The organism is Burkholderia sp. SJZ089, assembly GCF_007828315.1.
Classification (GTDB): domain Bacteria; phylum Pseudomonadota; class Gammaproteobacteria; order Burkholderiales; family Burkholderiaceae; genus Burkholderia; species Burkholderia gladioli.
In genome coordinates this window covers 49664-70146 of the sequence record NZ_VIUM01000014.1, presented here as the reverse complement: position 1 = coordinate 70146, position 20483 = coordinate 49664, and the positions used below count along the sequence as shown (strand labels likewise).

At 68.2% G+C, this 20483-nt stretch carries 16 protein-coding genes; 4 read left to right on the top strand and 12 right to left on the bottom strand.

Features of this window, described 5'->3' with window-relative positions; all coding sequences use genetic code 11:
- Positions 1–57: 57 nt before the first annotated feature.
- On the top strand, positions 58–513 hold the full coding sequence (locus FB600_RS24575; protein WP_145757547.1) for a sugar O-acetyltransferase: 456 nt from the start codon (positions 58–60) through the stop codon (positions 511–513).
- A gap of 119 nt (positions 514–632) precedes the next feature.
- On the opposite strand, the gene FB600_RS24570 is transcribed toward FB600_RS24575, so the two are convergent.
- Both FB600_RS24570 and uraH read right to left on the bottom strand, forming a co-directional pair.
- A complete protein-coding gene (locus FB600_RS24570; protein WP_013698384.1) occupies positions 633–1826 on the bottom strand; it encodes a urate hydroxylase PuuD in 1194 nt (397 codons plus the stop codon).
- Between the two features lie 65 nt (positions 1827–1891).
- Complete coding sequence (gene uraH, locus FB600_RS24565; protein ID WP_013698383.1) at positions 1892–2245, bottom strand: hydroxyisourate hydrolase; 354 nt, start codon at positions 2243–2245, stop codon at positions 1892–1894.
- Between the two features lie 486 nt (positions 2246–2731).
- Between uraH and FB600_RS24560 the strand changes: the two genes are divergently transcribed.
- Complete coding sequence (locus tag FB600_RS24560) at positions 2732–4162, top strand: 8-oxoguanine deaminase (protein WP_261383454.1); 1431 nt, start codon at positions 2732–2734, stop codon at positions 4160–4162.
- An 84-nt stretch (positions 4163–4246) separates the two neighbouring features.
- On the opposite strand, the gene FB600_RS24555 is transcribed toward FB600_RS24560, so the two are convergent.
- On the bottom strand, positions 4247–5176 hold the full coding sequence (locus FB600_RS24555) for a LysR substrate-binding domain-containing protein (protein ID WP_013698381.1): 930 nt from the start codon (positions 5174–5176) through the stop codon (positions 4247–4249).
- Between the two features lie 233 nt (positions 5177–5409).
- Positions 5410–5619, bottom strand: coding sequence for a dodecin (locus FB600_RS24550; RefSeq protein ID WP_145757497.1), 210 nt, complete (start codon positions 5617–5619; stop codon positions 5410–5412).
- 78 nt (positions 5620–5697) lie between these two features.
- Between FB600_RS24550 and FB600_RS24545 the strand changes: the two genes are divergently transcribed.
- The gene (locus FB600_RS24545; RefSeq protein ID WP_186196026.1) at positions 5698–6618 is read left to right on the top strand and encodes an NAD(P)-dependent oxidoreductase; all 921 of its coding nucleotides are present in this window, start codon (positions 5698–5700) and stop codon (positions 6616–6618) included.
- 144 nt (positions 6619–6762) lie between these two features.
- Here the strand turns inward: FB600_RS24545 and FB600_RS24540 are convergent, their stop codons facing one another.
- The 4 genes from FB600_RS24540 to FB600_RS24525 form a co-directional block, all read right to left on the bottom strand.
- Positions 6763–7200 (bottom strand): hypothetical protein, encoded by a 438-nt coding sequence (locus tag FB600_RS24540; protein ID WP_013698378.1) that lies wholly within the window; start codon positions 7198–7200, stop codon positions 6763–6765.
- Between the two features lie 406 nt (positions 7201–7606).
- Complete coding sequence (gene mscL / locus FB600_RS24535) at positions 7607–8047, bottom strand: large conductance mechanosensitive channel protein MscL (RefSeq protein WP_013698377.1); 441 nt, start codon at positions 8045–8047, stop codon at positions 7607–7609.
- Positions 8048–8283: 236 nt separating this feature from the next.
- Positions 8284–9531 (bottom strand): tetratricopeptide repeat protein, encoded by a 1248-nt coding sequence (locus FB600_RS24530; protein WP_036051174.1) that lies wholly within the window; start codon positions 9529–9531, stop codon positions 8284–8286.
- 88 nt (positions 9532–9619) lie between these two features.
- Positions 9620–10300 carry a PspA/IM30 family protein gene (locus FB600_RS24525; protein WP_013698375.1) on the bottom strand — a complete coding sequence of 227 codons (681 nt, stop codon included), beginning with the start codon at positions 10298–10300 and terminating at the stop codon, positions 9620–9622.
- 534 nt (positions 10301–10834) lie between these two features.
- Between FB600_RS24525 and FB600_RS24520 the strand changes: the two genes are divergently transcribed.
- A complete protein-coding gene (locus FB600_RS24520; protein WP_013698374.1) occupies positions 10835–13354 on the top strand; it encodes a penicillin-binding protein 1A in 2520 nt (839 codons plus the stop codon).
- A 134-nt stretch (positions 13355–13488) separates the two neighbouring features.
- On the opposite strand, the gene FB600_RS24515 is transcribed toward FB600_RS24520, so the two are convergent.
- The 4 genes from FB600_RS24515 to mfd all read right to left on the bottom strand — a co-directional run bounded on the left by FB600_RS24515 (position 13489) and on the right by mfd (position 20386).
- On the bottom strand, positions 13489–14025 hold the full coding sequence (locus FB600_RS24515; RefSeq protein ID WP_145757496.1) for a DUF3574 domain-containing protein: 537 nt from the start codon (positions 14023–14025) through the stop codon (positions 13489–13491).
- Positions 14026–14427: 402 nt separating this feature from the next.
- Positions 14428–15450, bottom strand: coding sequence for a threonine/serine dehydratase (locus FB600_RS24510; protein ID WP_096748683.1), 1023 nt, complete (start codon positions 15448–15450; stop codon positions 14428–14430).
- A 50-nt stretch (positions 15451–15500) separates the two neighbouring features.
- A complete protein-coding gene (gene argE, locus FB600_RS24505) occupies positions 15501–16721 on the bottom strand; it encodes an acetylornithine deacetylase (protein WP_036051179.1) in 1221 nt (406 codons plus the stop codon).
- A 194-nt stretch (positions 16722–16915) separates the two neighbouring features.
- Positions 16916–20386, bottom strand: coding sequence for a transcription-repair coupling factor (gene mfd, locus FB600_RS24500; RefSeq protein ID WP_096748684.1), 3471 nt, complete (start codon positions 20384–20386; stop codon positions 16916–16918).
- Positions 20387–20483: the final 97 nt, after the last annotated feature.

Below are 20483 nucleotides of genomic sequence, written 5' to 3'. Positions count from 1 at the left end.
AGGGTTCGCAAGGCCTTTTTGTTGGCGTCGACCTTCGACAGGCGAGCTGCCGCCGGGATGCGATACAGTTTCCTGCCGGATATCGATGCGGTCAGGCAACGGCGAGCAAAAGGACAGGGAATGAGCGACGACGGCCTTTCATTGATCCCGCCTTTCTATTCGACCGCTGGCACCGATATCCGCATCGGCCGCCCGGTCTTCATCAATCAGAATTGCACCTTTTGTGACCTCGGCGGCATCGACATCGGCGATCAGGTGATGATCGGCCCCAATGTCAGCATCCTCACCTCAGGCCATCCCGTCGAGCCCTCGCGGCGGCGCAGCGGCGTGGTGGCCAAGCCTGTGGTGATCGAGAACAACGTCTGGATCGGCGCCGGTGCGATCATTCTCGGCGGCGTGACGATTGGAGAAAATTCGGTGGTCGCCGCGGGCGCGGTCGTCACGCGCGACGTGCCTCGCGATACGCTGGCGGGCGGAAACCCGGCGCGCGTGATTCGCTCGATCGCCGAATAAGCGCATCGCGCGAGCCGCGTCGGCCATCGTCGTGCGCCGGCATCCAGGAAGCACGGAACAAAAAAGGGCTCGCGAATCCGCGAGCCCTTCCTTTTCAAGCCGTCGAAACGACCGGCTGCCTACTTCGCCGCCCCCGCCTCGAACCACGCCGCGATCTTGGTGCGCTCGTCGTCGGTCATGTGCGTGACATTGCCGATCGGCATCGCCTTCAGTTGCACGGCCTGCTGGTAGATGCGCTGCGCGTTCTGCGCGATCTGCTCGGGCGTGTCGAACATCACGCCGGCCGGCGCGCTGCCCATCATGGTCGGCTTGGCCGAGTGGCAGGCCACGCAGCGCTGCTGCAGCACCGGCTCGATATCCTTGATCGAGAGCTTGGGCAGGTTGGCCGCCTCGGCCTGCGGCGCGACCGGGCGAGGCATGGTCCAGACCAGGGCCAGCAGCATCAGCGCGACGCCGCCCAGCGGCAGGTACCAGAGCTGCTGGCCGCGATGGCGCATCACGAAGAACTGGCGGATCAGCGCACCGGCCAGCATGATGATCACCAGCACGATCCAGTTGTACTGGTTGGCGTAGGTCATCGCGTAGTGGTTCGACAGCATCGCGAACACCACCGGCAGCGTGAAGTAGGTGTTGTGTACCGAGCGCTGCTTGCCGCGCTTGCCGTAGATCGGGTTCGGCGTCTCGCCCTTGAGCATCTTGTCGACCATCTTGCGCTGGCCGGGGATGATCACGAAGAACACGTTGGCCGACATGATGGTGGCCAGCATCGCGCCGACGATCAGGTAGGCCGCGCGGCCCGAGAAGACATGGCAGGCCAGCCAGGCCGCCAGCACCACGTAGAGGCCGACGAAGGCGCCGAGCAGGCGGTCGCGGTTGCCGAGCAGGCGGCAGGCGCAGTCATAGACGATCCAGCCCGCCATCAGGAAGCCGAGCGCGGCCGACACGGCCACCACCGGCCCCATGTCGAGCACGTTGCGGTCGATCAGGTAGGTGTTCGGCGCGAGCAGGTAGAGCACGAAGAACAGGCCGAAGCCGGACATCCAGGTGGTGTAGGAAGGCCACTTCGACCAGTGCAGGTCCTCCGGCATCTCGGGCGGCGCGACCGTGTACTTCTGCATGTTGTAGAAGCCGCCGCCGTGCACGTGCCAGAGCTCGCCGAACACGCCGCGCTGGCGCTGGTTCGGATCCTTGGGCGGCTTGAGGCTGTTGTCGAGGGCGACGAAATAGAACGATTCGCCGATCCAGGCGATCGCGCAGATGACGTGCAACCAGCGAATCGCGAGATTCAGCCAGTCGGTGATGAAACCTTCCATGAAACTCCTCCAGACAGACTCGAGTCCTTGTTATCGAATGTGGGGCGGGCAGGGCCGATGCGTTGTCAGCTGCCGCGATAGGTGCTGTAGGACCAGGGCGAGACCAGCAGCGGCACGTGGTAGTGCGCGTCGGGGTCGGCCACGCCGAAGCGCAGTACCACGCGGTCGACGAAGCGCGGCGCCGGCAGCTCGACGCCCAGCGCGGCGAAATAATCACCGGCATGGAACACCAGTTCGTATTCGCCGGCGAGCAGGGCCTCGCCTTCGAGCAGCGGGCGGTCGCAGCGGCCGTCGCTATTGGTGGTGGCGGTGAGCAGCGCGCGGCGCGTGTCGCCGTCGATCGCATGCAGTTCGATGCGGATATCGGCACCGGGGCGGCCGTGCGCGGTGTCGAGTACGTGGGTAGTCAGCTTTCCCATTCGCTTGGTCCTTGTGTGAATGCGAAGAGTAAACGCGGCCTCGATCCAGGGTTGGCGGCGGATCGAGGCTCCACGTCGGTGGCTACATACCCGTCGGCGGATCGAAGCGAGCGCCGAGTCGCCATTTTAAGAATGCCGGGGACGCGAATCGGCGCGCGATAGCGAAGATAAGCCGTCGCGCATGAGCGGCGGGGCCATGCCGGGCGGTCGATTCGCTGGCCGGTGCATCGGATCCAACTTATCCCATCATATTGTCGGCGTGAAGCGCGGTATTCGACGACAAGCCTTGCATTCGGGACGCGCCTGCGCGATGCTCGACCGGTTCGCACGCGGCCCGGCCGCGCGGCGAGCCCCGAAGACGGCGAGCAAGCCGGGTAACCGGGCCACGGGCGTTCGACAGGACGCGGCGGCACGGTTTCCAGCGCCGCCGCTCCCGGTCGGATGCCGCCAGGCCGCCCAGGCGGCGCCACCGAACGGAGAACCACCATGCAGGACCCGATCGCGCGCCATGCCGCGCAAGCTCCCTCCTCCTCCTTCCATTCCAACGCTGGCCGCCTCGGCCGCACGTTGCTGGTGCGCCATGCCGAGGTGCTGGTGACGATGGACGGCGAACGGCGCGAAATCCGCGACGGCGGCCTCTACGTCGAGGACAACCGGATCGTCGCGGTCGGCCCGACCGACACGCTGCCCGATACCGCCGACGAGGTGCTCGACCTGCGCGGCCACCTGGTGATCCCGGGCCTGGTCAACACCCATCACCACATGTACCAGAGCCTGACGCGCGCCGTGCCGGCCGCGCAGGATGCCGAGCTGTTCGGCTGGCTGACGAACCTGTACCGGATCTGGGAGAACCTGACCCCGGAGATGATCGAGGTCTCGACGCTGACGGCGATGGCCGAGCTGCTGCTCTCGGGCTGCACCACCTCGAGCGACCATCTCTATCTCTATCCGAACGGCGCCCGGCTCGACGACAGCATCGGCGCCGCGCAGCGGATCGGCCTGCGCTTTCATGCCAGCCGCGGCAGCATGAGCGTCGGCCAGCGCGACGGTGGCCTGCCGCCCGATTCGGTGGTCGAGCGCGAGGACGCGATCCTCGCCGACACGCAGCGCCTGATCGAGACCTGGCACGACGAGGCACGCTACGCGATGTTGCGCATCGTGGTAGCGCCGTGCTCGCCGTTCTCGGTGAGTCGCGACCTGATGCGCGAATCGGCGAAGCTCGCACGCGCGCATCGCGTCTCGCTGCACACGCATCTGGCCGAGAACGTCAACGACGTCGCCTACAGCCGCGAGAAATTCGGCATGACGCCGGCCGAATATGCAGAGGATCTCGGCTGGGTCGGCCCCGACGTCTGGCACGCGCACTGCGTGCAGCTCGACGAGGCCGGCATCGCGTTGTTCGCGCGCACCGGCACGGGCGTCGCGCATTGCCCGTGCTCGAACATGCGGCTCGCCTCGGGCATCGCGCCGGTGCGCCGGATGCGGCTGGCCGGCGTGCCGGTCGGGCTCGGCGTGGATGGTTCGGCCTCGAACGACGGCGCGCAGATGGTGGCCGAGGTGCGCCAGGCGTTGCTGTTGCAGCGGGTTGGATTCGGGCCGGATGCGATGACGGCGCGCGAGGCGCTGGAGATCGCCACGCTCGGCGGCGCGCGCGTGCTCGGCCGCGACGACATCGGCGCGCTGGCGCCGGGCATGGCCGCCGATTTCGTCGCCTTCGACCTGCGCCAGCCGCTGTTCGCCGGCGCGCTGCACGACCCGGTCGCCGCGTTGGTGTTCTGCGCGCCGTCGCAGGTGGCCTGGAGCGTCGTGAACGGGCGGGTGCTGGTGCGCGAGGGGCAGCTCGCGACGGTCGATCTCGGGCCGCTGGTGGAACAACACAACCGGCTCGCGCGGCAGTTGCTGGAGGCGGCGCGCTGAAGCGGGTTCGGACAAGGCTCGCGGCGCGCACCGCGCCTCGCGTGGCCGGAGACGCGCCGAGGCGCTGCCGGCCGCGCAGGCGCTTCAGGCGTCGATCAACGTGCGGGTGGCCTCGGCCACCAGGCTGCGCAGCCAGCGCACCTCGTCCGAGTAATGGCAGCGTTCGTGCCAGAGTTGGTAGTACTGCATCGGCGGGAAATCGAGCGGGGCGGGCACCACCGACAGCGGCAGGAATTTCGCGTAATGATCGGCGAACAGCCGCGTGGTGGTGAAGATCAGGTCCGACTTTACCAGCACATAGGGCGCCAGATTGAAGTAGGGCAGCGTGACGACCACGTGCCGCTTGAGCCGCTCGCGCGCCAGGTGCACGTCGATCGCGCCGCGCTGGCCGACCGAGTAGGGCGTGGGTGCCAGGTGCGGCGCGTTCAGGTATTGGTCGAGCGTGAGCCCGCCGCGCTTGGCGAACGGATGCGTGTTGCTCATCAGGCAGACGATCTTGTCGACGAACAGGTTCGACAGGTGAAGCTGCTCGGGCGGCTCGGGCCAGTTGCCGATCACGATGTCGAGCTTGCCGTCCTCCAGCGCCAGCTCGTAGTCGAAGGCGGGGCCGAGCGAATGGAATTCGAGCGTCGCGTTCGGCGCCGCGTGGCGGAAGCGCTCCACCACGGTCGGCACGAACAGCACGTTCAGGTAGTCGGGGCAGCCGATCCGGTAGCAGCGGATCGAGGTGGCCGGATCGAAGTTGTGCTGCTGGAACTTGATGCGCTCGATCTCGCGCAGCGCGTTCTGCACCGGTTCGAGCAGGCGCAGCCCGTATTCGGTCGGGACCATGCCCGACTTGCCGCGCACCAGCAGCGGATCGCCGGTGATGTCGCGCAGCCGTCGCAGCGCGGCGCTGATCGCCGGCTGCGACTGGTTCAGCTTGACCGCCGCGCGCGTCACGCTGCGCTCCATCAGCAGCGTGTGCAGGACGCGCAGCAGGTAGGTGTCGATCGCCTCGCGTTGTTGGCTCATGTTTTCTCCGGGTTATATATATTCAGGCTGATCGATGGATCATGGGTATATACGATTTTTAATATGGACAGAAATGAGCGTCAAGCGGGCGTAAACCGCAGTAGAGCGGGATTTCGAGATATTCGAAGAGGAATAGTGCCGTGGCGGAATCGTCGGCGGCAGTGCGATCCACAAGCGCGGCACCTCGCCGTCGAGGTGTCGCGCGCAAGACCGCAGTGGCGAAGCAGCGGGGTTCAGTCGTCGAGGCGGACGCCGACCTTCAACGTGACCTGCCAATGCATGACCTGGTCGCCCTCGATATGGCCACGCGTTTCGATCACCTCGAACCAGTTCAGGCCATGCAGTGTCCTGGCGGCCTTGGCGATGGCGTTGCGGATGGCATCGTCGCACGATTTCTGCGACGAACCGGTGAGTTCGATCAGCTTGTAGACATGGTCGCTCATGATTCCTCCGGAGTCAGTGGACGCATGCGCGAGAGCCGGCAGCGCTGCCGAGCGCCCGCACATGTAGGAGTGATCGGTATGATGGGCGCCGAGTTCAATTCGATTGCGGGGAGCGACGTGGAAGCAGGATTTTGCGGGCCGGGACTGATGGGCGCGCCGATGATTCGGCACTGGCTGCGCGCGGGGCACCAGGTGCAGGTCTGGAATCGCACGCGCGCCAGGGCCGAGGTGCTGGCGGCCGAGGGCGCCAGCGTGGCGGATACGCCGCGCGAGATGGCCGGGCGGGTCGAGACGGTGATGCTGTGCGTGCTCGACGCGGCCGCGGTCGGCGAAGTGGTGTTCGGCGCGTATGGGCTGCTGTCCGGCGAACCGGAGCGGCGGCGCCTGCGCCGGATCGTCGATCATTCCTCGATTCCGCCGGCCGCCACGCGCGACTACGCGGCGCGCGCCGCGCAAGCGGGGGTGGCCTGGATCGACGCGCCGGTCTCGGGTGGCGTGCCGGGCGCGCAGGCCGGTACGCTCGCGGTGATGGCGGGCGGCCCGGCCGACGAGGTCGAGGCGGTTCGTCCGCTGATCGCTGCCTATGCCTCGCGACTTACGCACCTGGGCGAGGCCGGCGCGGGACAGACGGCCAAGCTCTGCAACCAGGCGATCGTCACCGCCACGGTGGCCGCGATCGCCGAGGCGGTCGGGCTCGCCCAGGCCAGCGGCATCGATGCCGCGAGGCTGTCCGAGGCGCTGGCGGGCGGCTGGGCCGATTCGGTGCTGCTGCAGACCTTCGTGCCGCGCATGACCTCGGCCGGGCACGCGCCGCTCGGCGCGCTCTCCACATTCAGGAAGGACGCCGAAACAATCGCCGATGCCGCGCGCGAGGCGGGCGCCGCGATGCCGGTGGCGGGTGCCGTCCAGCAATTGCTGCGCCTGGGTTCGGCGATGGGCCTGGCCGATGCCGACTTCTCGGCCTTCATCGATATCGTGCGCCCGGGCGGGCGCGCCTGAGGGACATCGCGCAAGGGGATGGCGGCGCGTCGCCGTCGTCGTGCTCGTCGCGCGGCGGGAGCGCCGGCTGGCGACCCGGATCGTCAGCCGATACGAAGCGGGCCGCGGTCCTGATCGACTCGCGGCCCGTTCAGGTCCGGCGGCTCAGAGCGAGCGGGGCGTGGTGTCGCCGGCGTTCTGCCGGCTCGCGCTGCGCTCGCCCGCCGGGCCGCCGGCGAATTCCGGCAGGATGCGGGCCCGCGCTCGGCTGGCGAACACCAGGAAACCGAAGCCGTTCGCCTCGTACCAGTAGCCGCCGTTCTCCAGCCCGTCGAGCGGCTGCTCGAGCGCGTGGCTGATCGACTCGACACAGCGCTTGCGCAGGTCGGCGATGGCGGGATAGGGCGGATGCGCACCGCGCACGGTGCAGAGCAGGACGTCCAGGCCCGGCAGCACGTGCGCGTACAGCACCGGCTCGTCCTGAGCCCTGGCGCGCGCGATCTTGGTATCGAGCTGGGCGAACGGTTTCGCATGGCGCAAGACGGCGAGAAACGACTCGTGACCGTCGTCCTGCCCGCGTCGGCGTTTTTTCGGAAAGGACATAAACACTCGCGTCAAAAACGATTGCAAGATTTGTGGCTTTGTCATGCGACCCACCCCCAAACCGGCTCGAGCGCCCGCATGCCGATCTTTTATAGCATACGAAAATGCCGGCTTCACGAAGTTCGACGCGACGGCTTCGAGCGAGCCGCGATACGCCGGACAGCTGAATGCCCACGATCGTCATGTCGGCGCTGTTTGCGCCTGTGTAATGTCATTGCTAGCTTCATGATAGTCCCGTGAACGCGGCGCGTGCAGGCCTGATTCATAAAAAAGCCTTGTTTCGGTGGCCGAATCGATGAGTGTTTTCCCGCGTATCGCCGCGCGATCTTCGCGTGCGCCGCACAAAAGAGGACGCAAAAAAGCCCGCGCTCGGCGGGCTCGATCGGGCTGGAAGCGCGGTGGGTGATCAGCGGCGTTTCAGTTCGTCGCGAATCTCGCGCAGCAGCATCACGTCCTCGGGCGTCGGAGCCGGCGCGGCCGGTTCGGCCACTTCCGGGCGGCGCAGCTTGTTGATGAAACGCACCATCAAGAAGATGATGAAGGCCAGGATGATGAAGTTGATCAGCACGGTGATGAACGAGCCGTAGCCGAACAGGGCGACGCCCGCCGCCTGCAGATCCTTGTAGGAATCGGGATTGCCCTTGAAGCTGGCGGGGATGGGTCCGAGCTGAATGAACTTGTTCGAGAAGTCGAGGCCGCCCGTGACCACGCCGATCACCGGCATGATCAGGTCCTTGACGATCGAATCGACGATCTTCGAAAACGCGGCGCCGATGATCACACCGACGGCCAGATCCATCACGTTGCCCTTGACGGCGAACTCCTTGAATTCCTTGATCATGCTCATAAGCGGGTTGCTCCAGGGAAGGGGGGATAGAAACGGGAATGTGCGGCGGCCAGGCCCGCACGGCGATGGCGGACATCATAACGAACCCGATCGGACACCGATAGTTCGTCTGAAAAATGTTAACAAAGTCCCGGCCTGTCGGCAGCCCATGAAAAACGGGCCGTCGCCGGCCCGTTCGATGTTGCTGCTGCGTGCTCGCAGCTCGCGTTGCCCGGCATGAACCCGGGCAGGCGCCCTCAGCTGTTGTTCCAGTCGTCGTCGTTGCTGCCCAGGTCGACGCTGCCGCTGTCGCCGCTGTCGGTGCTCCAGCTGTCGCCCTGGCCGACGTCGAAGCCAGCATCGTTCCCGCCGCCGTTGTTGCCGAGGTCGAAACCGCCGCCGCCCGAGCGCTGGCGCTGGTCGTCGACGATCACGTCGCGCTCGACCACGCGCTCGCGGCCGCCCGAGAGCGCCTCGCCGAGCAGCACGCCGGTCAGCAGGCCGCCCATCCCGCCGCCGAAGCCGCCGCCCTGCTGCACGATCACGGGCGGCTGCTGCGGTTGCGGCGGATACGGCGACTGCGGCGGATAGGGCTGGTACGACGGCGGATACGGCTGCTGTGGCTGGCTCAGGCGATCGGCCTCCTGAGCAAACACCGAACCCGAAGCGGCCGCCGGCGCGGCCGGTGCCGCGTTCGGATCGGGGCGGCCCTCGACGCGCGCCTTCAGGCTCGCGAAGCGGCGCTCGAGCTCCTCGACCTGGTACGGCGCCACCGGGCTCTTGCCTTTCGAGAGCGTCTCGACCAGGCCGAGCGCATCGCTCTCGACCGCCTCGATCTCGCCGGTCAGCGCCGACGCGCCCGGTGCCGTGGAGATGCGCGCATCGAGCTTGAGCGGGCGCACCTCGTTGAGCAGGTCGGTGGCGCGCTTCAACTGCGCGCGCCGTTCGTTGTCGGCTTCCTGGTTGCCGGCCGCGCGCGAACGGTTCAGCGTGCGGCGCAGCACCAGCACGACCACCACGATCACGGCGATCAGGCCGAGCCAGGCGATCATGCCGGGGCCGTGATGCGCGGGCTTGGCGGCCGGCGCGAGCGAGGAAGTCTGCATCGCGCTCGGCGGCGTGGCGCTCGGCATCAGCGCGCCGCCGGCGGTGGCCGAGCGACGTTCGCCCGAGGCGCGGTTCGCGTCGGCGCGCAGCCTGGACTCGGTCTGCGCGAAGGCGCTCGGGGTGGTGAAGTGCAGCGTCGGATCGAGCGAGCGGGCGCGCTCGATCGCGGCCAGCGCGTCGGCCGGGCGGCCTTCGCGGTCGAGCACCTGGCCATACAGATAGTGGGCGCGCGCGTTGTCGGGATGAGCGGCGATGACCTGGCTGAGCTGGCTGTCGGCGCGTTGCCAGTTCTGCTGGTTGATCGACTGGATGACTTGCTGGAGCGAGGGCACGGCCGCGAACACGCTCGCCGAGGCGACGAGCAGAGCGATGCCGGCGGCAGCGACGAATTTCTTCATGATGGACCAGGCGGCGAGCCTGCCTCCTTGAGGGGAGAGGCCGCGCGGGCGGGAAGGTCCCGGCGCCGCGCGGCGGCCGGTGCGCGTGTTACTGCGCCGGCGTGTTCAGTTGCTTCTTCAGCGCTTCGAGACGATCGTCGACCGAGGGGCCGCGGTTCAGCGCGGCGAGCTTGTCGTCGAGCGCCTTGCCGCTGTTGTTGTCGGCCGAGTTCAGGCGCGCGTCCGAGCGTGCGTTCGACAGCGCGACCTTGTCCTCCAGCTTCTGGAAGTCGGCCGACAGGTCCTTGCCGCCGATCCCGCCCAGCGCGGTGGCCGCAACGTCCTTGGCCTGCGCGATTTCCTGCTTGGCCTGCAGGATGTTCGAGCGCGTGTTGAGGTCGTTGCGGCGCTGGCGCATGTCGGCGATCTGCGCCTTGAGCTTGTCGACCGACGGCTCGAGCGCCTCGAGTTCGTGCGCGAGCGCATCGCGCTCGACCTCGGCGTTGGTCTGCGCCGTCAGCGCCTCGCGGGCCAGCGATTCGTCGCCCGATTGCAGCGCGCGCTTGGCGCCGTCCTCGTACTTCCTGACCTTGTCGGCGGCCGCGTCGCGCTTGCTGCGCTGGGTGGCCACCTGGGCTTCGATCTCGATCAGCGAGTTCTCGGCCCGGGCGATGCTGTCGTCGAGCTCCCGCACGATCTGGCGTGCGTCGCGCGACGGATCCTGCACCGAGTCGGCCGCGTCATTCAGCAGGCCCTTGAGCGTGCGCGAAACAGAGTCGAAAAGCGACATGAAACCCTCCATGGATGAAAAACGAAGTGGTCGGCGACCACCTCAGCCGCGCGGCGCGTTCGCGCCCGACATGCCGGCGGATATTACACCACCGGATCGCTTAAACGCCGCTTAAACACGGCGTTTTGCGGGGGAGCGCAGCTCGCTTCGCGCGACGGGAAAATACGGTCGAAGGGGGGCATTTCCAAGGGGGCGGAGACAGATGGATACAATACTTTCGCGACTGAAAGGCTCGTTATGCAGACCAGCGTGCTCGATGCGCCGAAGCGGGCCATCGAGATGGGCACTGAATCGCGTCGCGCGCCCCAGGACGGGGCAAATAGAGGAAATTCTTACAAAAAAACGCCGGGACGCCGGGGCGATTTCATTAAAATGCGCTGTCACGTCGCGGGAACGGATCCCTGCGTGCCGGGGTCTGTCGACGTGCTACGCTCCATCCTCATCGCGTAAAGCCTGACGTATCGATCCACACGCGCGTCACTGCAGTCCAACCGCGCACGCCCACGGTGCCGCAGCCGCGCCCGCCATTCCGACATGCCGATCATCAAACGCCCGTCCGACTCCGAACCCAATTACAAGTTACGCCGCTCGCCTTCCGGTGCGTTCTACGCGGATGAGTCCGATCGCCATGGCGGCGGCGACCGGCGCGACCGCGACCGCGACGATCGTGAGCCCCGCCGTCGCTCGATCGGCACGCGCATCGCGCTGTGGTTCGCCGGGCTGTTCGCGGTGGCCGGCGTGATCGGCGCGCTGATCGTCGGTTATGCGCTGGTGGTGATGGCCCCGCAGCTGCCCTCGCTCGACGCGCTGACCAACTACCAGCCGAAGGTGCCGCTGCGCGTCTACACGGCCGACCACGTGCTGATCGGCGAGTTCGGCGAGGAGCGCCGCAGCCTGGTGCGCTTCCAGGACATCCCCGACGTGATGAAGAAGGCGGTGCTCGCGATCGAGGACTACCGCTTCTACGAGCACGGCGGCGTCGACTTCGTCGGCATCCTGCGCGCCGGCGTGGCCGACCTGATGCACGGCGGCGCGCGCCAGGGCGCCAGCACCATCACCATGCAGGTGGCGCGCAACTTCTTCCTGTCGAGCGAGAAGACCTACACGCGCAAGATCTACGAGATGCTGCTCGCGTACAAGATCGAGAAGACCCTGAGCAAGGACCAGATCCTCGAGCTGTACATGAACCAGATCTACCTGGGCCAGCGCGCCTATGGGTTCGCCGCGGCCGCGCGCGTGTATTTCGGCAAGGACCTCAAGGACATCACGCTGGCCGAGGCGGCCATGCTGGCCGGGCTGCCCAAGGCGCCCTCGGCCTACAACCCGGTGGTCAATCCCAAGCGTGCCAAGGTGCGCCAGGAGTACATCCTGCAGCGCATGCGCGATCTCGGCTACATCACGCCGCAGCAGTACGACCAGGCCGTGAAGGAGGAGATCCACACGCGCACGCCGGGCAACCAGTACGCGGTGCATGCCGAGTTCATCTCGGAGATGGTGCGCCAGATGATGTACGCGCAGTACAAGGACGAAACCTATACGCGCGGGCTGACGGTCACCACCACCATCAACTCGGCCGACCAGGAAGCGGCCTACCAGGCGGTGCGCCGCGGCATCCTCGACTACGAGCGTCGTCACGGCTATCGCGGCCCGGAAGGCTTCATCGCGCTGCCGGCGCCCGGCGATTCGCGCGACGAGGCGATCGACGACGCGCTGGCCGACCATCCCGACAACGGCGACCTGCAATCGGCGGTGGTCACCGCGGCCTCGCCCTCGGCGGTGCAGGTGCAGTTCGTCGGCGGCGAGAGCGCCACCGTGAACGGCGCGAACCTGCGTTTCGTGGCGGCCGCGCTGAGCCCGCGCGCGAGCGACGCGCTGCGCATCAAGCCCGGCTCGATCGTGCGCGTCACCAAGGACAGCAAGGATGCCTGGCAGGTCTCGCAACTGCCGCAGGTCGAAGGCGCGCTGATCGCGCTGACGCCGCAGGACGGCGCGATCCGCTCGCTGGTGGGCGGTTTCGATTTCAACAAGAGCAAGTTCAACCACGTCACGCAAGCCTGGCGCCAGCCCGGTTCGAGCTTCAAGCCCTTCATCTACTCGGCCTCGCTCGAGAAGGGCCTGGGGCCGGCGACCATCATCAACGACGCGCCGCTGTACTTCCCGCCGAGCACGCCGGGCGGCACCGCCTGGGAGCCGAAGGACGACGACCAGCCCGACGGCCCGATGACGATGCGCGATGCGCTGCGCCGCTCGAAGAACCTGGTCTCGATCCGGATCCTGGCCTCGATCGGCACCAAGTACGCGCAGGATTACGTGACGCAGCGCTTCGGCTTCGATCCGGCCAAGACGCCGCCCTACCTGCCGATGGCGCTCGGCGCCGGGCTCGTCACGCCGCTGCAGTTGGCGGGAGCCTACTCGGTGTTCGCCAACGGCGGTTTCCGCGTCGATCCCTACCTGATCGCGGAAGTGGACGACGCGCATGGCCAGCCGCTGCAGAAGGCGCAGCCGGCGATCGCCGGCAGCAACGCGCAACGCACGATCGACGCGCGCAACGCCTACGTGATGAACAGCATGCTGCACACGGTGGCCACCGCCGGCACCGGCGCCGGTTCGAACGTGCTGGGCCGCGGCGACCTGCAGGGCAAGACGGGTACCACCAACGACGCCAAGGACGGCTGGTTCGCCGGTTACCAGCAGTCGCTGGTGGCGGTGGCCTGGATGGGCTACGACCAGCCCAAGAGCCTGGGCAGCCGCGAATTCGGCGCCCAGCTTGCCCTGCCGATCTGGGTCAACTACATGCGCACCGCCCTGCGCGGCGTGCCCGAGCAGCAGATGGCGATGCCCGACGGCCTGACCACCATCGACGGCGAGCTGTACTTCGCGGATCACACGCCGGGCAACGGCTTCGTCTCGAACGTCGACATCAACGAGGCCGGCAACCCGATCAATGCCAACGACGCGCTCGGCGCGGCGGGCGCGGCGGGTCTCACGCCGCCGCCGGTCACGCAGCAGGAACGGCAGCAGATCATGGACATGTTCGAGGGCAACAAGCCCTGACGAAAGCAGGTGCCCGCCGCGGCAGGCGGGCATCGCGAGAAATGACGAAAGCCCGGCAGATCCTGCCGGGTTTTTTTTCGTCCCGGCGGTTTGCGCGGAAGCAACGGGATGCAGCCGCGCGGCGCGGGACGCGATCAGAACGCCGCGCAGATATCCGTGACGAGCAGCCCGACCGATTGCTGCTGGAAGCGTTGCTTGTAGGCGTCGCGCACGTCGTCGAGCGCCTGGCGCGTGGTGGGAGTGGGCGGCGCGACCAGGCGGATCACGAAGGAGGCTTCGCGCACGATCGCGCCGGTTTCGCGATCGCGCCACTGGCCCTGCGTATCCCATTGCGTGAGGCCATCGGGGAAGCGCGGCGTGACGACCTCGGCGACGAAGGCGCTGCGCTCGGCATCGGTGAGCGGGCCGCGGCCGGCGATATCGCGGCCGAACATCAGTTCGGCCTGCCAGGCGGGATGGGTGCCGGCCGCATCGCAGGCGGGCGGGTTGTCGGGCGCGGCGCCGGCCTGCGAGGTGGCCGGCAGCGGCGCGCAGGCGGCGAGCCAGCCCGCGCTCGACAACACGGCGGCGAGGCGCAGCGCGCGGCGTGCCGCGGGCGGAGAAGACGAGGCCGAGTTTGACCTCGGGCTCGACGCGGAAACCGGATCACGGCGGGACGGCTTGACGAGCATCGCGAGACTCCTTTCTTTGGCGAAGGCTGGACGGCGATACCGGTTCGCATGGCGCGGCGCACCGGCTCGTGCTGCGAGTCTGCTCTCGCGCGGGCAGGCGGTCGACGGCCTCGACCGATGCTGCGCGATTTATCCACAGTTTGTGTTGAGATCCTTGTTGATAAGCCCGGGGAAGACGCCCCAAGCCCTTGAGCGCACAAGGAATTTCCGGCGAGGATGCGGCACGGGCAGGGGCCGCGTCAAGCGCGGCGCGAAACCGGCCGCGGCGGCGCCCTGCGCATTTCGTGACCGATTCGAGGCAGCGCGGCGAAAGCCTGACCGATCAAGCACTTGGCTCGCTTGTCAGGCGCTTGTCCACAGGTTCTTCAACACAAGCTGGGGATATCGTCGCGCCCCTGGTGCTCAGTGGCCGCGCCTTGCGTCCTCGAGATGCGCGGCGAAGCGCGGCGCCTCGATGTTCGAGCCGGCCAGCAGCACGCCCACGCGCCGGCCCTGCAGGGTTTCGCGCAGCGGCCCGAGCAGGGCCGCGATCGGCGCGGCGCAGGCAGGCTCGACGGCGGTCTTGAGATGCGTGAACAGGTACAGCATGGCCGCGCGCAAGGCATCGTCGTCGACCGTGACGAGCCGCTCCAGATGGCGCCGGCACAGCTCGTAGCTGTATTCCTCGGTGTGCGTGGCCGCAGCCAGCGCGTCCGCGATGGTGCGCGGCGCGAGCGCCTCGACCGGCCGGTTGGCCGCGAAGCTGCGGCTCATCACGTCGGCGCCGGTGGGCTCGACGCCATATACGCGTACCCGCGGATTGGCCAGCCGCAGCGCGGTGGCCACGCCGGCCGCGAGGCCGCCGCCGCCCACCGGCACGATCACCGCGTCGAGGTCGGGTGCCTGGGTGACCCATTCGTAGCCGAGCGTGGCGGTGCCGAGGATGGTGCGATAGCCGTTGAAGGGATGGATGAACTGCCGCCCTTCCTCGGCCTCGATGCGCCGCACCAGCTCGAAGGCGTCGGCGTGGCCGGCCGCGAGCACCACCTCTGCGCCGTACTGGCGGCACAGCGCGAGCGGCGCGGTGCCGGCGCTGTCGAGCATCACCACCTTGGCGCTCAGGCCGAGCCGCATTGCCGCGTAGGCGACGGCGGTCGCATGATTGCCCGAGGACACGCAGGTCACGCCGATGCGCTTTTGCGGCTCGCTCAGCGCCAGCAGGTTGGCGAAGGCGCTGCGCAGCTTGAAGCTGCCGCTGGCCTGCAGCAGCTCGAACTTGAGGTTGACGTGGGTGCCTTCCAGCGCCGGCAGGTCGGCACGCTCGAACACCGGCGTGCGCGAGACCCAGGGCGTCAGCGCGAAGTGCTCGGCGGCGATGTCGTCGAGCGTGGGGATCGGTTCGCCGTTGATGGCGGCGTGGGCGGTGGGGGGAGCGAGAGTCGACATGGCGGCGGGCGGGGCACCCGCCGCGAACGGCGAGTGCCGTATCGGGCGGATCAGGCGAGGGTCATGCTGTAGATGAACTTGCGCAGGAAGCGTTCGCAGCCGTCGAGCTGGGCCAGCTCGACGTATTCGTTCGGCTTGTGCGCCTGCTCGATGTTGCCGGGCCCGCAGACCACGCTCGGGATGCCGGCATTGGCGAACAGGCCCGCCTCGGTGCCGTAGGCGACCTTGCGCTGCGACTGGTCGGCGCTCAGCGCGCGCACCAGTTGCGTGATCGCGGCCTGCTCGTCGGCGTCGAGCCCGGGCGCCGAGGCGATCTTCGAGATCTCGATGGCCGCGTCGGGATGCTCGCGGCGCATCTTCGGCAGCAGCGTATCGCGCGCATAGGCGTCGATCTTCGCGAAGATCGCATCGGGATCGAGCGTCGGCAGGTTGCGGAATTCGAAGGAGAAACGGCATTCGGCCGGCACCGTGTTGATCGCGTTGCCGCCCTGGATCTGGCTGGTCTGCGCGGTGGTGAACGGCACGTCGTAGAGCTCGTCGAACGGGCCCTTGGCGCGGAATTCGTCGGCGATGTCGCGGATATGGCAGATCAGCCGCGCCGCGTATTCGATCGCGTTGAGCCCCTTGGGCGTCAGCGAGGAATGGGCGGCGTGCCCGCGCACGCAGCAGCGATAGGTGTTGATGCCCTTGTGGGCGATGATCGGGCGCATGCTGGTCGGCTCGCCGACGATGCAGCCGCTCGGGTTGAGGCCGCGCTGCTTGAGGTCGGCGATCAGCAGCGGGGCGCCCGCGCAGCCGATTTCCTCGTCGTAGGACAGCGCGAGATGGATCGGCTTGGCGAGCCTGGCGGCCTGCATCTCGGGCACCAGCGCGAGCGCCGCGCCGATGAAACCCTTCATGTCGCAGGTGCCGCGGCCGTACAGCCGGCCGTCGCGGATCGCCGGCTTGAACGGGTCGCTGTCCCAGTCCTGGCCGTCGACCGGCACCACGTCGGTGTGTCCGGACAGCACCACGCCGCCGTCGGTGGTGCCGTCGTGGGCGGGGATCGTCGCGAACAGGTTGGCCCAGCCCTCGCGCTTGTCGTGCGTCAGCGTCGAGGCGATACCGCGCTCGGCCAGCGCGTCGCGCACGGTTTCGATCAGGCCGAGGTTCGGTACGCGGCTGGTGGTGTCCATCGCGACCAGGTCGCGGACCCAGTCGAGGCTGATGGGGCTATCGGAGGCGGGAGCGGCGGTGTGGGCAGGCGGCGCGGCGGCGTCGACGGAACGCATGGTGAAACTCCGGATGGCAATACGAAAATCATACGTCAAAAACGCCGCGGCCCGCGTTCGCGGGCCGCCTTGCGCTGCAGCACGATTTTCGCCGGGCCGGCGGACGATCCGCCATTTCCGGCGCGGGCGGCGGGATCCGCCGTTCGCGCCGGGGCCCGTCGTCGCTCGCCGCCCGCCGCCGCGGATTCGCCGTTTCAGCGCGCGCCGGCTTTCTGCCCGCCCGAGGGCAGGCCCAGCGCGCGCAGCGTTTCCTTGACGGTCGACACGCGGATCGCCAGGTCGGGCGTGCGCGTCTCGATGCGCAGCTTGTCCTGGCCGGCGAGCTTGACGTGCTTGTGCTTCTGCACCATCTCGATGATGCGCATCGGATCGATCGGCGGGCTCGGCACGAACTGCAGGCCGATCACGGCCTCGCTCGCGTCGATCTTGCTGATGCCCAGCGGCTTGGCCGCCAGCCGCAGCCGGTGCGTCTCGACCAGCGCGTTGGCCTGCTGCGGCAGCTTGCCGAAGCGGTCGATCAGCTCCTCCTGGATCGCGTCGATCGACTCGCCGTCCTCGCAGTTCGCCAGGCGCTTGTAGAGCGACAGGCGTTCCTGCACGTCGGCGCAGTAATCGGCCGGCAGGATCGCCGGCGTATGCAGGTTGATCTCGGTGGTGGCCGCCAGCGGCGCGAGCAGGTCCGGCTCGCGGCCGTTCTTGAGCGCCTTGACCGCGTCGTTGAGCATGTCGGTGTAGAGCTGGAAGCCGATCTCGTGGATCTCGCCCGATTGCTTGTCGCCGAGCACCTCGCCGGTGCCGCGGATCTCCAGGTCGTGCATCGCCAGGTAGAAGCCCGAGCCGAGTTCCTCCATCTGCTGGATCGCCTCGAGCCGGCGCTGCGCCTGCTTGGTCAGCGACTGCGGATCGTGCACCAGCAGGTAGGCATAGGCCTGGTGGTGCGAGCGGCCGACGCGCCCGCGCAACTGGTGCAGCTGGGCCAGGCCGAACTTGTCGGCGCGGTGCATGATGATGGTGTTCGCGCTCGGCACGTCGATGCCGGTCTCGATGATGGTGGTGCAGAGCAGGACGTTGGCGCGCTGGCCGACGAAGTCGCGCATCACGCGCTCGAGTTCGCGCTCGTGCATCTGGCCGTGGGCGATCGCGATGCGCGCCTCGGGCACCAGTTCCTCGAGCATGGCCTTGCGGTTCTCGATGGTCTCGACCTCGTTGTGCAGGAAGTAGACCTGGCCGCCGCGCTTCAGCTCGCGCAGCATCGCCTCGCGGATCACGCTGTCCTCCTCGCGTCGCACGAAGGTCTTGATGGCCAGCCGCTTCTGCGGCGCGGTGGCGATCACCGAGAAGTCGCGCAGGCCTTCGAGCGCCATGCCCAGCGTGCGCGGGATCGGCGTGGCGGTCAGCGTCAGCACGTCGACCTCGGCGCGCAGCGCCTTGAGCGCCTCCTTCTGGCGCACCCCGAAGCGGTGCTCCTCGTCGATGATCACCAGGCCGAGCCGCTTGAACTGCACGTCCGAGGACAGCAGCTTGTGGGTGCCGATCACGATGTCGACGCTGCCCTCGTTGATCTGGCCGATCGCGGCATTGACCTCCTTGGTCGACTTGAAGCGCGACAGCTCGGCCACCCGCACCGGCCAGTCGGCGAAGCGGTCGATGAAGGTCTGCGTATGCTGCTCGGCCAGCAGCGTGGTGGGCGAGAGCAGGGCCACCTGCTTGCCGCCCATCACGGCGATGAAGGCCGCGCGCAGCGCCACCTCGGTCTTGCCGAAGCCGACGTCGCCGCACACGAGGCGGTCCATCGGCTTGCCGCTGGTCATGTCGCCGATCACGGCCGCGATCGCGGCGGCCTGGTCGGGCGTTTCCTCGAAGCCGAAGCTTTCGGCGAACTTCACGTAGTCGCGCGGCTCGAGCGCGAAGGCATGGCCCTCGCGCGCGGCGCGGCGCGCATACAGGTTGAGCAGCTCGGCCGCGGTATCGCGGATCTGCTGCGCGGCCTTTCGCTTGGCACGCTCCCATTGGCCCGAGCCCAGCGAGTGCAGCGGCGCGCTGTCCGGATCGGCGCCGCTGTAGCGCGAGATCACGTGCAATTGCGAGACCGGCACGTAGAGCTTGCTCTCGCCGGCGTATTCGAGATGCAGGAACTCGGTGTCGCCCTCGCCGAGATCCATCGACACCAGCCCCATGTAGCGGCCGATGCCGTGCTGCGTATGCACCACCGGATCGCCGACCTTGAGCTCGGAGAGGTCGCGCACCATCGCGTCGACGTTGCTGGCCTGCTCCTGGCGGCGCCGGCCCGTGCGGCGGCCGGTGGCGCCGTACAGCTCGGTCTCGGTGACGATCGCGTAAGCCTCGCCGGGCACCGCGAAGCCGCTGGTCAGCGGCGCCACGCCGAGCGCGAAACGCTCGTCGCTGGCGAGCCACGAGGCGTAGCTGTCGTTGCCGACCGGGCGCAGCCCATGCTCGGCGAACAGTTGCGCGATGGTCTCGCGTCGGCCCGCCGATTCGACCGTGAACAGCACGCGGTTGGGCGTGCTCGCGAGGTAGGCGCGCAGCGTGGCGAGCGGATCCTCGGCCTGGCGTTCCAGCGCCAGCGGCGGCAACGCGGTGGCCCAGCCGCCCGGCGCCTGGGCCGGCAGCACCACGCGCGCGAAGGGCTTGGCGAGCGTGTAGAAATCGTCGTCCGACAGGAACAGGCGCTGAGGCTCGAGAATCGGCCGCTCGCGGTCGTGCGAGAGGAAGTTGTAGCGCTGCTTGGTATCGGCCGTGAAGCGGCGGATCGCGGTGTCCAGGTCGCCGCTGAACACCAGGTGCGCGCGCGGCGGCAGGTAGTGGAACAGCGTGGCGGTGTCCTCGAAGAACAGCGGCAGGTAGTACTCGATGCCGGCCGAGGGCACCCCGTTGCCGATGTCGCGATAGATCGGCGCGCGGCTCGGGTCGCCCTCGAAGGTCTCGCGCCAGCGGCTGCGGAAGGCGGTGCGGGCCGCCTCGTCGAACGGGAATTCGCGGCCCGGCAGCAGGCGCACGTCGCGCACCGGGTAGAGGCTGCGCTGCGTGTCGGGATCGAAGGCGCGGATCGAGTCGACCTGATCGTCGAACAGGTCGATCCGGTAGGGCAGCGGCGAGCCCATCGGGAACAGGTCGATCAGCGAGCCGCGCACGCAGTATTCGCCCGGGCGCACCACCTGGCTGACGTGCTCGTAGCCGGCCAGCGTCAGCTGCGCCTTGAACCTGGCCTCGTCGAGCCGCTCGCCCTGGGTGAAGGCGAAGGTGTAGGCGGCCAGGAAGGCGGCCGGCGGCATCCGGTAGAGCGCCGTGGTGGCCGGCACCAGCAGGATGTCGCAGCGCCCCTCGCCGAGGTCGTGCAGGGTGGCCAGCCGCTCGGAGACCAGGTCCTGGTGCGGCGAGAAGGTGTCGTAGGGCAGGGTTTCCCAGTCGGGCAGGAGGCGCACGCGTGCGCTCGGCGCGAAGAAGCCGATCTCCTGCGAGAGCCGCTGCGCGTCGACGGCATTGGCGCAGATCACCGCGACCAGCGGCACCTCGCCCTGGTGCGCGGACAGGTAGCGGGCGATCGCGAGGGCATCGGCGGAGCCGTGCGCGCCGTCGAAGGCGAAGCGCTGGCCCGGTTTCACGAGTGCGACGGGGGACGACGGGGTGCTGGCGTTTTCTGGCATGGACGAGGCTGGAATGGCGTGCGCCGGGGCGCGGCGAGCGGCACGGCGGCCGAGGCGAAAGACCTATTATAAAATCCGTGCTTCGATTTCCCTATTA

Bases quoted from the DNA above. Each gene is read 5' to 3' on its own strand.
- FB600_RS24575 (WP_145757547.1), top strand. From the start codon at position 58: ATGCGATACAGTTTCCTGCCGGATATCGATGCGGTCAGGCAACGGCGA.
- FB600_RS24570 (WP_013698384.1), bottom strand. From the start codon at position 1,826: ATGGAAGGTTTCATCACCGACTGGCTGAATCTCGCGATTCGCTGGTTG.
- uraH (WP_013698383.1), bottom strand. From the start codon at position 2,245: ATGGGAAAGCTGACTACCCACGTACTCGACACCGCGCACGGCCGCCCC.
- FB600_RS24560 (WP_261383454.1), top strand. From the start codon at position 2,732: ATGCAGGACCCGATCGCGCGCCATGCCGCGCAAGCTCCCTCCTCCTCC.
- FB600_RS24555 (WP_013698381.1), bottom strand. From the start codon at position 5,176: ATGAGCCAACAACGCGAGGCGATCGACACCTACCTGCTGCGCGTCCTG.
- FB600_RS24550 (WP_145757497.1), bottom strand. From the start codon at position 5,619: ATGAGCGACCATGTCTACAAGCTGATCGAACTCACCGGTTCGTCGCAG.
- FB600_RS24545 (WP_186196026.1), top strand. From the start codon at position 5,698: ATGATGGGCGCCGAGTTCAATTCGATTGCGGGGAGCGACGTGGAAGCA.
- FB600_RS24540 (WP_013698378.1), bottom strand. From the start codon at position 7,200: ATGTCCTTTCCGAAAAAACGCCGACGCGGGCAGGACGACGGTCACGAG.
- mscL (WP_013698377.1), bottom strand. From the start codon at position 8,047: ATGAGCATGATCAAGGAATTCAAGGAGTTCGCCGTCAAGGGCAACGTG.
- FB600_RS24530 (WP_036051174.1), bottom strand. From the start codon at position 9,531: ATGAAGAAATTCGTCGCTGCCGCCGGCATCGCTCTGCTCGTCGCCTCG.
- FB600_RS24525 (WP_013698375.1), bottom strand. From the start codon at position 10,300: ATGTCGCTTTTCGACTCTGTTTCGCGCACGCTCAAGGGCCTGCTGAAT.
- FB600_RS24520 (WP_013698374.1), top strand. From the start codon at position 10,835: ATGCCGATCATCAAACGCCCGTCCGACTCCGAACCCAATTACAAGTTA.
- FB600_RS24515 (WP_145757496.1), bottom strand. From the start codon at position 14,025: ATGCTCGTCAAGCCGTCCCGCCGTGATCCGGTTTCCGCGTCGAGCCCG.
- FB600_RS24510 (WP_096748683.1), bottom strand. From the start codon at position 15,450: ATGTCGACTCTCGCTCCCCCCACCGCCCACGCCGCCATCAACGGCGAA.
- argE (WP_036051179.1), bottom strand. From the start codon at position 16,721: ATGCGTTCCGTCGACGCCGCCGCGCCGCCTGCCCACACCGCCGCTCCC.
- mfd (WP_096748684.1), bottom strand. From the start codon at position 20,386: ATGCCAGAAAACGCCAGCACCCCGTCGTCCCCCGTCGCACTCGTGAAA.